General features: G+C 69.9%; 17 protein-coding genes and 1 tRNA gene. 13 read left to right on the top strand and 5 right to left on the bottom strand.

From position 1 onward, the window contains the following. Window positions 1–452: 452 nt before the first annotated feature. From CEF10_RS10450 to pdxH, 4 genes are all read right to left on the bottom strand, one after another. Window positions 453–529 (bottom strand) — tRNA-Pro (locus CEF10_RS10450). Window positions 530–582: 53 nt separating this feature from the next. Then, window positions 583–1,074 carry a DUF192 domain-containing protein gene (locus CEF10_RS10445; protein ID WP_101068121.1) on the bottom strand — a complete coding sequence of 164 codons (492 nt, stop codon included), beginning with the start codon at window positions 1,072–1,074 and terminating at the stop codon, window positions 583–585. Further along, window positions 1,044–1,535 (bottom strand): cold-shock protein, encoded by a 492-nt coding sequence (locus tag CEF10_RS10440; protein WP_232796470.1) that lies wholly within the window; start codon window positions 1,533–1,535, stop codon window positions 1,044–1,046. Before CEF10_RS10440 ends, CEF10_RS10445 begins: the two co-directional genes overlap by 31 nt. Window positions 1,536–1,751: 216 nt before the next feature. Next, window positions 1,752–2,357: a pyridoxamine 5'-phosphate oxidase gene (pdxH, locus tag CEF10_RS10435; RefSeq protein ID WP_101068119.1), complete on the bottom strand. Its 606-nt coding sequence runs from the start codon at window positions 2,355–2,357 to the stop codon at window positions 1,752–1,754. Window positions 2,358–2,526: 169 nt separating this feature from the next. Between pdxH and fabI the strand changes: the two genes are divergently transcribed. The 7 genes from fabI to CEF10_RS10400 all read left to right on the top strand — a co-directional run bounded on the left by fabI (window position 2,527) and on the right by CEF10_RS10400 (window position 9,782). Then, a complete protein-coding gene (gene fabI, locus CEF10_RS10430; RefSeq protein ID WP_101068118.1) occupies window positions 2,527–3,336 on the top strand; it encodes an enoyl-ACP reductase FabI in 810 nt (269 codons plus the stop codon). Window positions 3,337–3,345: 9 nt separating this feature from the next. Next, window positions 3,346–3,849, top strand: coding sequence for a xanthine phosphoribosyltransferase (gene gpt / locus CEF10_RS10425; protein ID WP_101068117.1), 504 nt, complete (start codon window positions 3,346–3,348; stop codon window positions 3,847–3,849). A gap of 15 nt (window positions 3,850–3,864) precedes the next feature. Beyond that, window positions 3,865–5,070, top strand: a complete 1,206-nt coding sequence (locus CEF10_RS10420) for an aminotransferase (RefSeq protein ID WP_408638454.1) — start codon at window positions 3,865–3,867, stop codon at window positions 5,068–5,070. Between the two features lie 48 nt (window positions 5,071–5,118). Continuing rightward, window positions 5,119–6,960 (top strand): peptidylprolyl isomerase, encoded by a 1,842-nt coding sequence (locus CEF10_RS10415; protein ID WP_101068116.1) that lies wholly within the window; start codon window positions 5,119–5,121, stop codon window positions 6,958–6,960. Window positions 6,961–6,972: 12 nt separating this feature from the next. Next, entirely contained in the window at window positions 6,973–8,487 is a 1,515-nt protein-coding gene (trpE, locus tag CEF10_RS10410) for an anthranilate synthase component I (protein ID WP_101068115.1), read from the top strand. A gap of 92 nt (window positions 8,488–8,579) precedes the next feature. Next, entirely contained in the window at window positions 8,580–9,197 is a 618-nt protein-coding gene (locus tag CEF10_RS10405) for a rhodanese-like domain-containing protein (RefSeq protein ID WP_101068114.1), read from the top strand. A gap of 39 nt (window positions 9,198–9,236) precedes the next feature. Beyond that, window positions 9,237–9,782, top strand: coding sequence for a pseudouridine synthase (locus tag CEF10_RS10400; protein ID WP_101068113.1), 546 nt, complete (start codon window positions 9,237–9,239; stop codon window positions 9,780–9,782). A gap of 110 nt (window positions 9,783–9,892) precedes the next feature. Here the strand turns inward: CEF10_RS10400 and CEF10_RS10395 are convergent, their stop codons facing one another. Continuing rightward, a complete protein-coding gene (locus CEF10_RS10395; protein WP_232796469.1) occupies window positions 9,893–11,323 on the bottom strand; it encodes a divergent polysaccharide deacetylase family protein in 1,431 nt (476 codons plus the stop codon). A gap of 126 nt (window positions 11,324–11,449) precedes the next feature. Here CEF10_RS10395 and CEF10_RS10390 point away from each other — a divergent pair, with 126 nt between their 5' ends. The 6 genes from CEF10_RS10390 to lexA all read left to right on the top strand — a co-directional run bounded on the left by CEF10_RS10390 (window position 11,450) and on the right by lexA (window position 16,305). After that, complete coding sequence (locus CEF10_RS10390) at window positions 11,450–12,031, top strand: anthranilate synthase component II (RefSeq protein WP_101068112.1); 582 nt, start codon at window positions 11,450–11,452, stop codon at window positions 12,029–12,031. Beyond that, window positions 12,028–13,050 carry an anthranilate phosphoribosyltransferase gene (gene trpD / locus CEF10_RS10385; RefSeq protein ID WP_101068111.1) on the top strand — a complete coding sequence of 341 codons (1,023 nt, stop codon included), beginning with the start codon at window positions 12,028–12,030 and terminating at the stop codon, window positions 13,048–13,050. Before CEF10_RS10390 ends, trpD begins: the two co-directional genes overlap by 4 nt. Further along, window positions 13,047–13,862, top strand: a complete 816-nt coding sequence (gene trpC, locus CEF10_RS10380; RefSeq protein ID WP_101068110.1) for an indole-3-glycerol phosphate synthase TrpC — start codon at window positions 13,047–13,049, stop codon at window positions 13,860–13,862. Before trpD ends, trpC begins: the two co-directional genes overlap by 4 nt. A gap of 3 nt (window positions 13,863–13,865) precedes the next feature. Next, complete coding sequence (gene moaC, locus CEF10_RS10375; protein WP_101068109.1) at window positions 13,866–14,342, top strand: cyclic pyranopterin monophosphate synthase MoaC; 477 nt, start codon at window positions 13,866–13,868, stop codon at window positions 14,340–14,342. Then, window positions 14,339–15,511 carry a molybdopterin molybdotransferase MoeA gene (locus tag CEF10_RS10370; RefSeq protein ID WP_101068108.1) on the top strand — a complete coding sequence of 391 codons (1,173 nt, stop codon included), beginning with the start codon at window positions 14,339–14,341 and terminating at the stop codon, window positions 15,509–15,511. Before moaC ends, CEF10_RS10370 begins: the two co-directional genes overlap by 4 nt. 92 nt (window positions 15,512–15,603) lie before the next feature. Then, on the top strand, window positions 15,604–16,305 hold the full coding sequence (lexA, locus tag CEF10_RS10365; RefSeq protein WP_101068107.1) for a transcriptional repressor LexA: 702 nt from the start codon (window positions 15,604–15,606) through the stop codon (window positions 16,303–16,305). Window positions 16,306–16,309 lie beyond the last annotated feature (4 nt).

Raw genomic sequence — 16,309 nt, 5'->3', positions numbered from 1 at the left:
ACACGGCGCCGCACCATGGCGCAGGCACGCGCCGCGGCGGCACTCCGGCGTCACCGCGCCGGCTGTTGTGGAGGTGTCTGTCCCTGCTGTCGCCCGGCCGCACTATATGTTGTGGCTTCCGAACCGACGCCCACAAAGTTGCGTATCAGGGGCGCTCCGGTCAACGCAATTTTTACGTTTCCGCCGCAAAATTTTTATTGACCCTGCCCGCGCGCAACGACGCGTCCGAGGTGCGCGATTCCGCCACCGCGCAACACGGGGAAATGCCCACAGGCGGCTGGCACCGGAAACCGCTTTGGCCACAGCGATTTGGCAAAAGTTATTCACAGAGCGGCTTAAGCACGCGCCGGGCCGCGCGTGCCTGCCGGCCGGATTTGCACCCCCGAAATGACACTCTTGCGCAAACGCAACACGCTGGGGTTGCACGGCGGGGGCGGCAGGAAATCCGCCGTTGGTCGGGACGGCAAGATTCGAACTTGCGACCCCCTGTACCCAAAACAGGTGCGCTACCAGACTGCGCCACGTCCCGAACCAGCCCAGTATCTAACCCCGCCGCGCAGGATTGAAAAGACGTCGTGTCGCTCAATCTTCCGGGCAGGGCCAGGCGGCCTCGTCCGGCTCGAACGCCGGATGGCGCAGCTCGCTTCCCTCGGTGATGCCGATCTGACGGGCGAGGCCGCCATTGATCTCGAGCACCGCCAACGTATCGTCGCCGCCGAAGATCGGCGTTTCGTCCAAAGGCCGCGCCTCGTGGTGGATATGCCGGACGGTGCCGGTTTCGTCGAGAAACAGCATGTCGAGGGGAATCAGCGTGTTCTTCATCCAGAACCCGACGCGGTGCGGGTGCTTGTACACGAACAGCATGCCCGCGCTGCGCGGCAGGTTCTCGCGATGCATCAGACCGCGGCTGCGCTCGCCCGCGTCATCCGCCAGCTCGACGGAGAACCGCGCCTGCCCCCACTCACCCCGCAGGTGCACGGTGTCCGGGCGGCACGCCGGCGCGGCCGCCGCCGCACCGGCCAACGCCAGCACCGCGAGAATCGCTAGTCCGAGTCCTTGAGCGCGGAATCCCATCCGCTCACCTCCATGGCCATGCGGCCGCGCTTGCCCTCGATCACGCGCACCGCCAGCGCCTCGCCCGGCAGGAGATCCGACAAACCCGAACGGCGCAACACCTCGATGTGAATGAAAACGTCCTCGGGCCGACCGAATGTGTTCGCGAACCCGAAGCCCTTGGCCTTGTCGAACCATTTCACTCGCGCCGGTTCCAGCGGAACGGCCCGCAGCTCCTCGGGGTCGATCTCCTCGAAATCGAACAGCCCGGCGGTGTCCGCGTCCGGCGGGGGCACGATGGCATGCACGGCCACCGCCTGCATGCCCCGGTCGGTGTCTTGAACGTCGACCTCGATCCCCGCCTGGTCGGCCACCGAGCTCTGGCCGAAATTGCGCAGGACATTTGCGTGCAGCAGGATGTCCGGGCCGCCCTCATCCGCGATCACGAAGCCGAATCCCTTTCCCGGGTCGAACCACTTCACGTGACCGGTAACCCGGCGAAATTTGTCGTTCTCCTGCGCCACGCGTCATCTTTCCGTCGGCTGCTTCCATCCCCTTTTACCATTTGCAAAGACCCCTGCACATGCAAGCCCCAAAACCTGTTTATTTTCAATGTCTTGCAATTCACGTCGCGTGAGTTGCAAAGCACTGTGCCATTTCCCGTCACACGGCAGGAGCCACGCCGCGTCAGGGGCACGTCAGGGATTGAGACGCATGACCTCCCATCTGTCCGCCGGCGTGGCCCGGCGCCACACGAACCGGTCGTGCAGCCGGAAGGCGCCGTCGGCCCAGAACTCGATTTCCACGGGCTCGATCCGGAAACCGCCCCAGAACGGCGGACGCGGCGGATCGGTGCCGTGCTCGGCCGTGACGCGGGCGACCTCGGCCATCAGCGCCGTGCGCGATGCCAGCGGCCGCGACTGCTGCGACGCCCATGCGCCGAGCCGGCTCTTCAGCGACCGCGAGGCGAAGTAGGCGTCGGCGTCCGGCCCCTCGACCCGCTCCACCATGCCCCGCGCGCGCACCTGGCGGCGCAGCGATTTCCAGTGCATGCCCAGCGCGGCCTTTCCGGTGTCCGCGAGTTCCCGGCCCTTGGCACTCTCGTAGTTGGTGTAGAAGACGAAGCCATCGTCATCGATCTGCTTGAGCAGCACCATCCGGGCATTGGGCAGGCCGTGGGCGTCCACCGTGGCCAGCGCCATGGCGTTGGGGTCGTTCGGCTCTGTTGTCTCGGCCTCGCCCAGCCACTGCCGCGCGATCTCGAACGGGTTGTCGCCTGCGAATATGCCCCTGCGCTCTGCCATGCCGCTCCTGCTGTGTGCCAGTTTCCATGCCGCCCGTTCGCGGCCCGACCGGCCCGCGCGGGCCCTGCCATGCCAGTTCCACCGCCCGGCCGCGGCGTGTCGGCAGGCCTTGATGCATCAGGACCGATCGCCTAAACGGTCGGGAAACACAGTGGGTCGGGGACCGAAAATGTCAAACGAATTGATGGCCGGCAAGCGCGGGCTGATCATGGGCCTTGCGAACGAAAAGTCGATCGCGTGGGGCATCGCCAAGGCCTGCGCCGACGCGGGGGCGGAGCTGGCCTTCACCTACATGGGCGAGGCGTTCAAGAAACGGGTGGCGCCGCTGGCCGAACAACTCGGCGCGACGCAGCTCTACAACTGCGACGTCTCGCAGCCCGACTCGATCGACGCCACCTTCGCCGAGATCGAGAAGGCCTGGGGCAAGCTGGATTTCATCGTCCATGCCATCGGCTATTCCGACAAGAGCGAGCTGCGCGGCCGTTACATCGACACCAGCCGCGAGAACTTCGCCAACACGATGGATGTCTCCGTCTATTCCTTCACCGCCGTGGCGCGGCGCGCCGAGAAGCTGATGGACGCGGGCGGGTCGATGCTCACGCTGACGTACTACGGTGCCGAGCAGGTGATGCCCCATTACAACGTCATGGGCGTGGCCAAGGCCGCGCTCGAGGCCAGCGTTATGTACCTGGCCGAGGATCTGGGCAAGGACGGTATCCGCGTGAACGCGATCAGCGCCGGCCCGATCAAGACGCTGGCCGCCAGCGGCATCGGCGATTTCCGCTACATCCTGAAGTGGAACGAACTGAACTCGCCCCTGCGCCGCAACGTGACAATCGACGACGTGGGCAAGTCGGCACTCTACCTGCTCAGCGACCTCGGCTCCGGCACCACGGGCGAAGTGCTGCACGTCGACGCGGGCTATCATGTCGTGGGCATGAAGGCCGTGGACGCCCCCGACATCGACGCAACCCGCTGAGGCGCCGGCATGAGCGTCCGGCTGCCGCACGAGAAAGGGTTCCACGTCAGCTGGGACCAGCTGCACCGCGATGCGCGCGCGCTGGCATGGCGTCTTGACGGGCACGGCCCCGACGACGGATCCTGGCGCGCGGTGGTGGCGATCACCCGCGGCGGCATGGCCCCCGCGATGATCGTCGCGCGCGAGCTCGACATCCGCATGGTGGACACCATCAGCGTGAAATCCTACCACCACCAGACGCAAGGCGAGCCGCGGATCATCAAGCATCCCGACATGGAGGTGGTGGGCGACGGCACCGGCGTGCTGATCGTGGACGACCTCGTGGACACGGGCCGCACGCTCGAGGTCGTGCGCAGCCACATGCCCAGGGCGCATGTCGCCACCGTCTACGCCAAGCCGCAGGGCCGCGACCAGGTCGATACCTATATCACCGAGGTCAGCCAGGACACCTGGATCTTCTTCCCCTGGGACATGGCATTGCAGTATGTCGAACCCTACCGCGGCCACGACTAGACCGCCGGCGCGCGCATGATGTCCCCTCCCCCCGCGCAATCGACCTTCACGCCCCCCGTCATGGAGGCGCGGCGCTGGCTCGACGGCGTGGAATTCCCGCCCGGCCGGCCGCTCATCAACGTCAGCCAGGCCGCCCCGGTTGATCCCCCGCCGGAAGGACTGCGGCGGGCCCTGGCCGAGGCCGCTATGACCGAGCCGCAGGCGCACCTCTACGGTCCCGTCCTGGGCCGCGCGGATCTGCGCGCGGAACTCGCCACGCGGTGGCAGGCCGCCTACGGCGGCGCGATCGGCCCCGACCAGGTGGCGATCACCTCGGGCTGCAACCAGGCGTTCTGCGCGGCGATGGCCACGCTGGCGGGGCCGGGCGACGCGGTGCTGCTGCCCACGCCGTGGTATTTCAATCACAAGATGTGGCTGGACATGGCCGGCGTTGAGGCGATGCCCCTGCCCGCGCGCACGGGCCTTCTGCCCGACCCCGAAGAAGCCGCGGGCCTGATCACAGACCGCACCCGCGCCATCGTGCTTGTCACGCCCAACAATCCGGGCGGCGTGGAATACCCCGCCGAGCTGGTGCGCGCGTTCCACGACCTCGCGCAGGCGCACAGGCTGGCGCTGGTGATCGACGAGACCTACCGCGATTTCGACGCGCGCTCCGGCGCGCCGCATGACCTGTTCACCGATCCCGACTGGCCGGGCACGCTGATCCATCTCTATTCCTTCTCCAAGGCCTACCGGCTGACCGGGCACCGCGTCGGCGCGATGGTGGCGGATCGCGCACGGCTGGCCGAGGCCGAGAAGTTCCTCGACACGGTCAACATCTGCCCCAACCAGCTGGGCCAGATCGGGGCGCTGTGGGGGATGCGCAACCTGGGCCAGTGGCTGGCCGGCGAACGCGCCGGGATCCTCGACCGGCGCGCGGCGATCCAGGAGGCGATGCCGCGGCTCGAGGCACGCGGCTGGCGCCTGCTGGGGTGCGGCGCCTATTTCGCCTACCTGCAACATCCGTTCGCCATGGCCTCCGACGCGCTCGCGCCAGAGCTGGTGCGCGCGGCGGGCGTGCTGTTGCTGCCGGGGACGATGTTCATGCCCCGGGGCGACACCAGCGGCGCACGCCAGGTGCGCATTGCCTTTGCCAATGTCGACCGGCCCGCGATCGGCCAGCTTTTCGACCGGTTGGAAGGGCTCGGCTGGCCCCTTGCCCCCGGTGGGGACAGCGCGTAGACACGGGCCGGCGGAGACGCGGTATCGGCAGGGCTCGGGGGGCCGGACATGGCAAGCGGAAAGATCTCGAAAACTCTGGTCTGGATCCTGATGGGCCTGCTGATCCTGGGCTTGGGCGGCTTCGGCGTGACCAACCTGTCGGGCCGGGTCCAGACCATCGGGTCGGTCGGCGAGACCGAGATCACCGTGCAGGAATACGCGCGCGCCCTGCGCAACGAGATCCGCGCGCTGGAGGCCGAGCGCGGCGGCTCCGTCACCTTTGCCGAGGCCCGCGAAGCGGGGGTCGACCAGCGGGTACTCAGCCAGCTGATCGCGACCGCCGCGCTGGACGAGGAAGCGCGCCGGCTGGGCATCTCGGTCGGCGACGAGAACCTGCGCGAACAGCTGCTGTCCATCCCCAATTTCCAGGGTCCCGACGGCGAGTTCGACCGCGAGGCCTACCGCTTCGCGCTGGATCAGGCGGGGATGACCGAGGCCGAGTTCGAGGCCGACATCCGCGCCGAGACCGCCCGCAGCCTGCTGCAGGGCGCGCTGGTGTCGGGCGTGCGCGTGCCGCAGGCGTTCACCGGGCTTCTGATCGACTACCTCGGCACGCGCCGCGACGTCGCCTGGCTCCGGCTGGGGCCGTCGGCGCTCGAGACGGAGCCGCCGGCGCCGACGGAGGCCGACCTGAAGGAGTATCACGCGGCCAACGAGGACCGGTTCACCGAACCCGAGAAGCGGCGCATCACCTACGCGTGGCTCACCCCCGAGATGATGGCCGACGAGGTCGAGGTGTCCGAGGATGCGCTGCGCGACGCCTACGAGGCACGCATCGAGGAATTCCAGCGCCCCGAGCGGCGGCTGGTGGAACGGCTGGCCTTCGAAACCATGGAGGCCGCCCGTGCCGCGCGCGAGAAGCTTGATGCCGGCGAGGCGAGCTTCGAGAGCCTCGTCGAGGCGCGCGGGCTGGAGCTGTCGGACATCGACCTGGGCGACGTGACCCGCGACGACCTCGGCCCGGCCGCCGAGGCCGTGTTCGACGCGGGCGCCGGCGCCGTCGCCGGCCCGGTGCAAAGCAACGTCGGACCGGCGCTGTTCCGTGTCAACGGCGTGTTGCAGGCGCAGGAGACCAGCTTCGAAGACGCCAGGGCCGAGCTGCGCGCGGAGCTCGCCGCGGACCGTGCCCGGCGGCTCATCGACAACCGCGTGCAGGCGATCGACGACATGCTTGCCGCCGGCGCGACGCTCGAGGAGCTGGCCGAGGAAACACCGATGCGCACCGGCCGGATCGACTGGCACGAGGGCATGCGCGAGGGCATCGCGGCCTATGCCGCCTTCCGCGAGGCCGCCGCGGCCGCCTCCCCCGACGACTACCCCGAGCTGGAAAACCTGCGCGACGGCGGCGTCTTCGCTCTGCGCCTCGAAGAAGTCATTCCGCCCCGGGTGCAGCCGTTGTCGGAGGTGCGCGACGCCGTGCGCCGGGGCTGGAGCGCGCAGGCCACGCGCGAGGCCCTGCGCGACCAGGTCGAGGACGAGATCGCGCGGCTGGAAACCGGTGCGGCCCTGTCCGACCTGGGCGCCGAGCCCGCGCGCGAGGCCGGGCTGACGCGCCGCGACTTCGTGCCCGGCGCCCCGCCCCAGTTCACCGACCGCATCTTTTCCGTCGGGGAAGGCGAGGTCGCCACGATGGACGACGGCGACGGGATCATCGTGGCCCGGGTCGAGGCGGTTCGCGGCCCCGATCCCGACAGCCCGGACCTTGACGAACTGCGCAGCCGCCTGCGCGACCAGGCATCCGGCAGCCTGGCGCAGGACTATTACCAGGCGGTGGCCCGCGACATCCGGTCCCGCGCGGGCATCCAGATCGACCAGGCCGCGCTCAACGCCGTGCATGCGAACTTCCAGTAAGGGATCAGGCGGGTGGAGCTGACACCAGGGTTCGACGATTTCGCGCGCGCTTTCGAGGCGGGGCACAACCAGGTTGTCTTCACCCGGCTGGCCGCCGACCTGGACACGCCGGTTTCGCTCATGCTCAAGCTCGCCGGGGCATCCCGCGATTCCTTCGTCCTGGAATCGGTCACCGGCGGCGAGGTGCGCGGGCGGTATTCGATCATCGGGATGAAGCCCGACGTGATCTGGCTGTGCCACGGCAAGACGAGCCGCATCAACAGGCAGGCGCGGTTCGACCCCGACAGCTTCGAGGACCTGCCCGGCGCCCCGTTGGACACCCTGCGCGAGTTGATCGCCGAAAGCCGGATCGAGCTGCCCGGGGACCTGCCCGCGGCCAGCGCGGGGCTGTTCGGCTACCTGGGCTACGACATGATCCGCCTGGTCGAGCATCTGCCCGACGTCAACCCCGACCCGCTGGGCCTGCCCGACGCGGTGATGATGCGCCCTTCGGTCGTCGCGGTGCTCGACGGCGTCAAGGGCGAGGTGATCGTCGTGGCCCCCGCCTGGGCGGGCGGGGCGATGTCCGCGCGCGCGGCCTACGCACAGGCGGCCGAGCGGGTGATGGACGCGGTGCGCGACCTCGACCGCGCCCTGCCGCGCGCCAGCCGCGAGATGGCCGTGGCCGCGGGCGACGACGTCGCGCCCACCTCGAACTTCACGCACGACGGCTACAAGCAGGCGGTGGCGCGCGCGCGCGACTACATCCGCGCCGGCGACATCTTCCAGGTGGTGCCCAGCCAGCGCTGGGCGCAGCCCTTCGTGCAGCCGCCCTTCGCGCTCTACCGCAGCCTGCGGCGCACCAATCCCTCTCCCTTCATGTTCTATTTCAATTTCGGGGCGTTCCAGGTCGTCGGCGCCAGCCCCGAGATCCTCGTGCGGGTGATGGACGGGCAGGTGACCATCCGCCCCATCGCGGGCACCCGTCCCCGCGGCAAGACGCCCGAGGAAGACCGCGCGCTCGAGGCCGAGTTGCTGGCCGACACCAAGGAACGTGCCGAGCACCTGATGCTGCTCGATCTGGGCCGCAACGACGTGGGCCGCGTGGCGCGCGTGGGCACCGTTCGCCCGACCGAGGAATTCGTGATCGAGCGCTACAGCCACGTCATGCACATCGTCTCGAACGTGGTGGGCGAACTGGCCGCGGGCGAGGACGCGCTGTCGGCCCTGCTGGCGGGGCTGCCCGCCGGCACGGTCTCGGGCGCGCCGAAGGTGCGCGCGATGGAGATCATCGACGAGCTGGAGCCGGAAAAGCGCGGCGTCTACGGCGGCGGCGTGGGCTATTTCAGCTCGGGCGGCGACATGGATGTCTGTATCGCGCTGCGCACCGCGGTGGTGAAGGACGGCACGCTCTACATCCAGGCGGGCGGCGGTGTCGTCCACGACAGCGATCCCGAGGCCGAGTACCAGGAGACGGTGCACAAATCCAACGCCATCCGCCGGGCCGCCGCCGACGCCGCGCGGTTCACCGAGGACGGCAACGGATGACCGCCGTTTGATGCAGGTCAATGATGCCCCGCGTGCCAACCTTTAGGCAGAACACATTCTGACCACGGAATATCTGCCGAAGGAGGCCCCCGATGACATCTCTCACCCGTCTTTTCGCCGCACCGGCCCTTGCGCTGGGGCTGGCCGTCACCCTGCCCGTCCCGGGCCACGCCGGAAGCCACGGCATGGCGATCGAGACCTCGGTCGTCGAATCCGAGCTGGCCGAGAAAAAGGTCAACAAGCCCGGCCGCTACATCACCGCCGCCGAATCAATCGCCCTTCTGGACGAGCGCGAGGACGTCGCGCTGGTGGATGTGCGCAGCCCGGCGGAAACCATGCTGGTGGGCTACCCCACGGCAGCCGACGTCAACATTCCCTTCAAGATGATCGACCCCGAATACCCGTTCAACGCCAAGAAGGGCCGCTACAAGATGAAGGCCAACCCGAACTTCATGGCCGGCATGAAGGCCTTCATCGACGACCATGATCCGGCGGCGCTGCTGATCATCTGCCGCTCGGGCGGGCGCAGCGCGCGTGCCGTCGACGCACTGGCCGAGGCCGGTGTCGAGACGCCGGCCTACACGGTCGTGGACGGCTTCGAGGGCGACAAGAGCGACGCGGGCAAGCGCACCGTCAACGGCTGGAAGAACGTGGGCGGCGAATGGACCTACAAGGTCCGCGAAGGGTTCTGGCCGGCCGCGGTGCAGTAAGGCTTGCAAGCCGGGGCGTGGCTCGTCCATCAGGGGATCATGGCCCGGCTCATCCTGTTCAACAAGCCGCACGGCGTGCTGTCGCAGTTCACCGACCGCGGCACCGCCGGTCCCCCGCGGGCCACGTTGTCGGACTACATCGCCGTGCCCGGCGTCTACCCCGCCGGGCGGCTCGACCGCGACAGCGAGGGCCTGCTGCTTCTGACCGACGACGGCAAGCTGCAGGCCCGCCTTGCCAACCCCCGCCACAAGACCGAAAAGACCTACCTCGTGCAGGTGGAAGGCATCCCAAGCGACCGCGCGCTCGACGCGCTGCGGCGCGGGATCACGCTGAAGGACGGCCCCACGCGCCCCGCTGGCGTGCAGGCGACCGCCGCGCCCGATGTCTGGGACCGCGACCCGCCCGTGCGCTTTCGCAAGTCGGTGCCCGACCGCTGGCTGGAAATCACCATCACCGAGGGGCGCAACCGGCAGGTCCGCCGCATGACCGCCCATGTGGGCCACCCCACCCTGCGGCTGATCCGCTGGCGCGTGGGCAAATGGACGCTCGACGGGCTGGCGCCGGGCGACTGGCGCGAGGCCTGAGCCGCGGCGGCCACCCGCGTGCACCCCGCCGCTTCATCTTGCCCGAAATACTCCCGCCGGAGGCATCCCGGCGCCGCCGCCGGGCCGGGGCGTGCGCGGCGCCGCGCGCCCTACTCCGCCCGGGCGCGCAGCACCGCCGAGATCGGCGCCAGCGCCACCTGGCTGGCGCGGTCCTGCAACCCCCACAGCAGCAGCGCGCTCACGGTTTCGGCGCGCAGCCGCCCGACCATGATGACGCCGTTCTCCTGCCGCGCCTTGAATGCCGCCTGGTCGAGGAACCGGCGGATCACGTCGGCCTCCTGCCCCTTGGAGTCGAAATCGCGGAACACCGTGGCGGTGGGCACGCCGTCACGCGCGATCAGCTTGGCCGCGGTATCGAGCCCCTCCGGGAACATCACGAGACCGTGGCCCGTCTCGCGCAGGATCGGGGCCAGCTGCTTGCGCGCGGCCTGCGACACGTCCAGCCCGGTGCCGGTGCCCTCCATCACCGCCACCGCCTCGGGCAGGTCCGACAGCAGGCTCTGCATCGCCACCTCGACGTCGCGGGCCGAGGCGCCCTGCGGCAGGTCGGCCAGTGCCAGCACCTCGAACCCCGCGTCACGATAGCGCCGCATTGCCTGTTGCGCGCCCTCGTCCGTCGGGTCGAGCGCGAAGCTCACCGCGTAGGGGAAGCTTTCCAGCGCCTCCAGGCCGATCGGGCTGTCGCCGTCATCGATCAGCACGATGGACATCAAGGGTTTGCCGGCAGGGTTCGAGAAGTCGGCGGCATGCCGGGTCAGCGCGCCCGCGTCCTTCGTGTCCTCGGCCGGGTCGACCACCGCGTCGTCGTCGGTGACCGACGGCAGGCGGTCGGTTTCGACGTCGGCGGCCAGATCGCCGATGGTGCCGCTCGGCGCCTCGGTTTCCACCTCCGGCGCGGCGGCGTCCGGCGCCGTGTCCCGTTGGGCCGCGGCCGCCTCGTCGCCCGTGTCATCCGGCTGACCCTCGGCATCGCGTTCCGGCGGCGTGGCGTCCGCCTCCTGGCCGGCGTCCCCGGTGCCGCGGTCGGGGAATGCGGATGGCTCGCCGGTCTCGTCGGGCATCGGCGGCTGCGCCGGGTCGGTGGAGATCGACAGTTCGCCCTCCTCCTCGGGGACCTCGGGAGCGGCGGCCTGCGGACTGGGCAGCACCGGGCTTTCGCCTTCGACGGCGACGCCCGACTCGGCCTCTCCACCGGTGGCCGGGGCCATCTCGGCCTCGGGCTCGGCGGTCTCGGGCCGCGCTGCGGGGTCGGTGTCGGCCCCTTCGAGCGCGGCGAGGTCGTCGGGCTCGGGCGGGGCCACCGCCGGCGCCTGTCCCGGCTCCGGGGCGTCCTCGGGCGTCGGCAAATCCGCCGCCTCGTCATCGCGCGGGCGGTCGAATTCCGAGCCCGCCGGCACCTCGGGCACCCCTGCCTCGGGTGACGCGGTCTGCGGAATCTCGGTCAGAAGTGACGCGGTCCCGCCCGCGATCCCTGCAACCAGCACCCCCGTGACGATCCCGCCTATGAACCCGCGTGCCACTGCCTCGGCCTCCTGATTTGCCCGTTTTCTCAGCTATGCGCCCCTTGACGGTGCCGTGCAAGCCTGAACAAGTATACCGCGACCCCCCACCGGGCCTCCAGCCCCCGAAGCGCAAGGACAGGCGGCATGCTGCTGCTGATCGACAACTACGACAGCTTCACCTACAACCTCGTGCACTATGTCGGCGAACTGGGCACCGAGGTGACCGTGCGCCGCAACGACGCGCTCGATGTCGCCGCGGCCATGGCCATGCGACCGGCCGGCATCCTGCTCTCGCCGGGGCCTTGCGACCCCGACCAGGCGGGCATCTGCCTCGACCTCGTGCGGGCGTCGGCCGAGGCGGGCATCCCGCTGCTGGGCGTCTGCCTGGGCCACCAGGCCATCGGCCAGGCCTTCGGCGGCAAGGTCGTGCGCCATCACGACATCGTCCATGGCAAGATGGGCCGGATCGATCACACCGGAGACGGGGTGTTCGCCGGCCTGCCCTCGCCCTTCGAGGCGACGCGGTATCATTCGCTGGTCGTCGCGCGCGAGGGGTTCCCCGACAGCCTCAAGATCACCGCCGCGCTCGACGATGGCACCATCATGGGCCTGCAGCACCGGGAACTGCCCGTTCACGGCGTGCAGTTCCACCCCGAATCCATCGCCTCGCAGCACGGTCACGCGCTGCTTAAGAACTTCCTCGACACGCTCAAGGTGCCCGCATGAGCGATGCGCTCAAACCCCTGATCGGGGCCGCCGCCGACGGCCCGCTCGACCGCAAGGAGGCCGAGACCGCCTTCCGGATCCTGTTCGAGGGCGAGGCGACACCGGCACAGGTCGGCGGATTCCTGATGGCCTTGCGCACGCGCGGAGAGACTGTCGCCGAGTACGCCGCCGCGGCCGCGGTGATGCGCGCCAAGTGCCACGCGGTGACCGCACCTGCCGGCGCGATGGACATCGTGGGCACCGGCGGCGACGGCAAGGGCACGCTGAACATCTCGACCGGGGCGGCGCTGGTGGTCGCGGGCGCCGGCGTGCCGGTGGCCAAGCACGGCAACCGCAACCTCAGCTCCCGTTCCGGCGCGGCGGACGCGCTGGGGCAGCTGGGCATCAACGTGATGATCGGCGCCCGCCACGTCGAGGAGGCGCTGGAAAAGGTCGGCATCGCCTTCATGATGGCGCCCATGCACCACCCGGCGATGGCCCATGTCGGCCCCGTTCGGCAGGAGCTGGGCACGCGCACCATCTTCAACATCCTCGGCCCGCTGACCAACCCGGCGGGGGTCAAGCGCCAGCTGACCGGCGCCTTCGCCCCCGACCTGCTGCGTCCCATGGCCGAAACCCTGGGCGCGCTCGGGTCTGAGCGGGCGTGGCTGGTGCACGGCAGCGACGGCACCGACGAGTTGACGATCACCGGCCCCAGCACCGTCGCCGCGCTCGAGGAGGATGGCCTTGTGCACGATCGCGAGGTCCACCCGGATGAATTCGGGCTGCCCGTCCACCCCTTCGAAGAGATCCTCGGCGGCACGCCGGAGCAGAACGGCCGCGCGCTGCGGGAGCTTCTTGCCGGCGAACGAAGTGCCTACCGCGACGCGGTGATCCTGAACGCCGGCGCCGCGCTGGTGGTCGCGGGGCGCGCGGGCGACCCGCGCGAGGGCGCGGAAATGGCCGCCGAAAGCATCGACACCGGCGCGGCGCGCGGCAAGGCCGAGGCGCTGGCGCGTATCACATCGGAGGCGGCATGAGCACCCCGAGCATCCTCGAGAAGATCAAGGCCTACAAGCTGGACGAGATCGCGGCCGCCAAGGCCGAGACGCCTCCGGCCGACATGGAGGCACGCGCGCGGGACGCCGGCCCCGTGCGTGGCTTCGACGAGTCGCTGCTGCAGGCCAGCAAGCTGGGCTATGGCCTGATCGCCGAGATCAAGAAGGCCAGCCCGTCGAAGGGCCTGATCCGCGAGGATTTCGACCCCGCCGCGCTGGCCGGGGCCTATGCCGCGGGGGGCGCCGCCTGCCTGAGCGTTTTGACCGACGGACCAAGCTTCCGGGGCGCGCCCGAGTTCCTGACGCAGGCCCGCGACGCCTGCGACCTGCCGGTGCTGCGCAAGGACTTCATGTACGACCCCTACCAGGTGGCCGAGGCGCGCGCGCTGGGGGCCGACTGCATCCTTATCATCATGGCCAGTGTCGACGACAGCCTCGCCGCCGAGCTGGAGGACGCGGCCCATCAATGGGGCATGGACGCGCTTGTCGAGGTGCACGACGCCCGCGAACTGGAACGCGCCGAGAAGCTGAAATCGCACATGATCGGGATAAACAACCGCGATCTCAACACCTTCGAGACCTCTCTTGATACCACGCGGCAACTGGCGAAGCGGGTGCCGGCCGACCGCGTGATCGTCTGCGAAAGCGGGCTGTCCACGCCGGACGACCTGGCCGAGATGGCCCGCTACGGCGCGCGGAGCTTCCTGATCGGCGAGACGCTGATGCGCGCCGATGACGTGGCGCAGGCCACCCGTGACCTGCTGGCCAACCCGCTCACGCCCGGGGGCATGTGACCGGTGGCCGGGCTGACGCATTTCGACGCCGAGGGCCGCGCGCACATGGTCGACGTTTCGGCCAAGGAAGAGTCCGCGCGTACCGCGGTGGCCGAGGGACACATCAGGATGGCCCCGGAAACCCTTGATATCATTGAGGAAGGCCGTTCCGAGAAAGGTGATGTCACCGGCGTTGCCCGGCTGGCGGGCATCATGGGCGCCAAGAAGACCGCCGATCTTGTTCCGCTGTGCCACCCGCTGTCGCTGAGCAAGGTCGCCGTCGAACTGACACCCGACCGCGCGCTGCCCGGCCTGCGCATCGAGGCCACCGTGCGGACCACGGGGCGCACCGGCGTGGAGATGGAGGCGCTCACGGCGGTCAGCACCGCGGCGCTGACCGTCTACGACATGGCAAAGGCGGTGGACCGCGCGATGGAAATCGGCGGCATCCGGCTGAAGCTGAAAGAGGGCGGAAAATCGGGCCGTTACGAGGCGGAATGATCACGGTCGAAGAGGCCCTTTCGCAACTCTTCACGCTGGTCGGCCCGCTGCCGGCGGAAACCGTGCCGCTGGCCAGTGCCGGCGGACGCGTGCTGGCCGAGGCGGCGGTGGCGGCGCGGGCACAGCCGCCTTTCGCGGCCTCCGCGATGGACGGTTATGCCGTGACCTCCGCCGACGCGCGCCCCGGCGCGCGGCTGGCCGTCGTGGGCACGGCGGCGGCCGGCCACCGTCACGACCCGCGCCTGCGGCCCGGTACGGCGGTCCGCATCTTCACCGGCGCGCCCGTGCCAGAGGGCGCCGACCGCATCGTGATCCAGGAGGACGCGACGCGCACGGGTGACATGGTCACCCTCGACGAGGTGCCGGGGACCGGCGCGCACATCCGTCCAGCAGGCGCGGATTTCGCCCGCGGGGCTCGGCTGCCCGCCCCGCGCGTTCTGACACCGGCCGACGTGGCATTGCTCGCGGCCATGAACCTCCCCCGGGTTGCCGTGACGCGCAAGCCCGAGGTGGCACTGATTTCCACGGGCGACGAACTCGTGATGCCCGGCGACGACCCCGGCGACGACCAGATCATCGCGTCGAACACCTTCGGACTGAAGGCGCTGCTGGAGGCGCACGGCGCCGAGGCGCGCATCCTGCCCATCGCCGCCGACGATCCGGCCGCCCTGCGCACCGCCTTCGGGTTGGCCGAGGGCGCCGACCTGGTGGTCACGATCGGCGGCGCGTCGGTGGGCGACCACGACCTCGTGGGGCCCGTGGCCGCCGAGCTCGGGATGGACCGCGCGTTCTACAAGGTTGCCATGCGTCCCGGCAAGCCGCTGATGGCCGGGCGCATGGGCGGCGCGGCGATGATCGGCCTGCCGGGCAATCCCGTGTCGGCCATCGTCTGCGGTCACGTCTTCCTGGTGCCGGTGCTGCGCAAGATGCTGGGGCTCGGCGCGGCCCCGGCGCCGCGGCACACGGCGCGGCTGGCGGTGGACGTCGGCGCGAACGGCCCGCGCGAACATTACATGCGCGCGACCCTTGACGGGGATGCCATCAGGCCGGCCGACCGGCAGGACAGCGCCCTGCTGACCGTTCTCGCAGGCGCCAACGCGCTGATGATCCGCCCGCCACACGACCCGCCCCGCACGGCCGGCGACACGGTCGCCTACCTCGCCGTATGAGCCGCCCGCCGCCCATTTGCCGGCTTCGGCTTGACACAAAACGGGAACATGCGTAGAACAAACCAAACCGCCGCGCGGAAAGGAGTCGCCGCATGTTGACCCGGAAGCAACTGGATCTGCTGGATTTCATCAATTCCCGAATCCAGCGCGACGGCGTGCCCCCCAGTTTCGACGAGATGAAGGAGGCGCTCAACCTGCGTTCCAAGTCCGGCATTCACCGGTTGATCAGCGCGCTGGAGGAGCGCGGCTTCATCCGGCGGCTGGCCCACCGCGCGCGGGCGCTGGAAATCGTCAAGCTTCCCGAAAGCATGTCGGGCGACCCCGCCGGCGGCTTCACGCCCCGCGTGATCGAGGGCGACAAGCCCGAGTCGCCACGCCCCGCCAACGCGCAACCGGTGGCGGAGGCCCCGGCACTGGAACTTCCCGTGATGGGCCGCATCGCCGCCGGGGTGCCGATCGACGCGATCGCGCACGCCAGTCACAACGTCGCCGTGCCAGGCGCGATGGTCGCAGGCCCCGGCGAACACTACGCGCTTGAGGTCAAGGGCGACTCGATGATCGACGCGGGCATCAACGACGGCGACATCGTGGTGATCCGCGAAACCGCCACCGCCGACAACGGCGACATCGTGGTGGCGCTTATCGAGGACCAGGAGGCGACGCTCAAGCGGTTCCACCACCGTGGCCACGCCATCGCGCTGGAGGCGGCGAACCCGGCTTACGAAACCCGGGTTCTGCCAGAGGACAAGGTGCGCATCCAGGGGCGGCTGGTCGGGCTGATCCGCACGTACTGAGCCG

This window comes from Roseovarius salinarum, from assembly GCF_002834145.1.
GTDB classification, from domain to species: domain Bacteria; phylum Pseudomonadota; class Alphaproteobacteria; order Rhodobacterales; family Rhodobacteraceae; genus Roseovarius; species Roseovarius salinarum.
This window is presented reverse-complemented; position numbering and strand designations above follow the sequence as displayed.

Bases quoted from the DNA above. Each gene is read 5' to 3' on its own strand.
- CEF10_RS10445 (WP_101068121.1), bottom strand. From the start codon at position 1,074: ATGGGATTCCGCGCTCAAGGACTCGGACTAGCGATTCTCGCGGTGCTG.
- pdxH (WP_101068119.1), bottom strand. From the start codon at position 2,357: ATGGCAGAGCGCAGGGGCATATTCGCAGGCGACAACCCGTTCGAGATC.
- fabI (WP_101068118.1), top strand. From the start codon at position 2,527: ATGTCAAACGAATTGATGGCCGGCAAGCGCGGGCTGATCATGGGCCTT.
- gpt (WP_101068117.1), top strand. From the start codon at position 3,346: ATGAGCGTCCGGCTGCCGCACGAGAAAGGGTTCCACGTCAGCTGGGAC.
- CEF10_RS10420 (WP_408638454.1), top strand. From the start codon at position 3,865: ATGATGTCCCCTCCCCCCGCGCAATCGACCTTCACGCCCCCCGTCATG.
- CEF10_RS10415 (WP_101068116.1), top strand. From the start codon at position 5,119: ATGGCAAGCGGAAAGATCTCGAAAACTCTGGTCTGGATCCTGATGGGC.
- CEF10_RS10405 (WP_101068114.1), top strand. From the start codon at position 8,580: ATGACATCTCTCACCCGTCTTTTCGCCGCACCGGCCCTTGCGCTGGGG.
- CEF10_RS10400 (WP_101068113.1), top strand. From the start codon at position 9,237: ATGGCCCGGCTCATCCTGTTCAACAAGCCGCACGGCGTGCTGTCGCAG.
- CEF10_RS10390 (WP_101068112.1), top strand. From the start codon at position 11,450: ATGCTGCTGCTGATCGACAACTACGACAGCTTCACCTACAACCTCGTG.
- trpD (WP_101068111.1), top strand. From the start codon at position 12,028: ATGAGCGATGCGCTCAAACCCCTGATCGGGGCCGCCGCCGACGGCCCG.
- trpC (WP_101068110.1), top strand. From the start codon at position 13,047: ATGAGCACCCCGAGCATCCTCGAGAAGATCAAGGCCTACAAGCTGGAC.
- CEF10_RS10370 (WP_101068108.1), top strand. From the start codon at position 14,339: ATGATCACGGTCGAAGAGGCCCTTTCGCAACTCTTCACGCTGGTCGGC.
- lexA (WP_101068107.1), top strand. From the start codon at position 15,604: ATGTTGACCCGGAAGCAACTGGATCTGCTGGATTTCATCAATTCCCGA.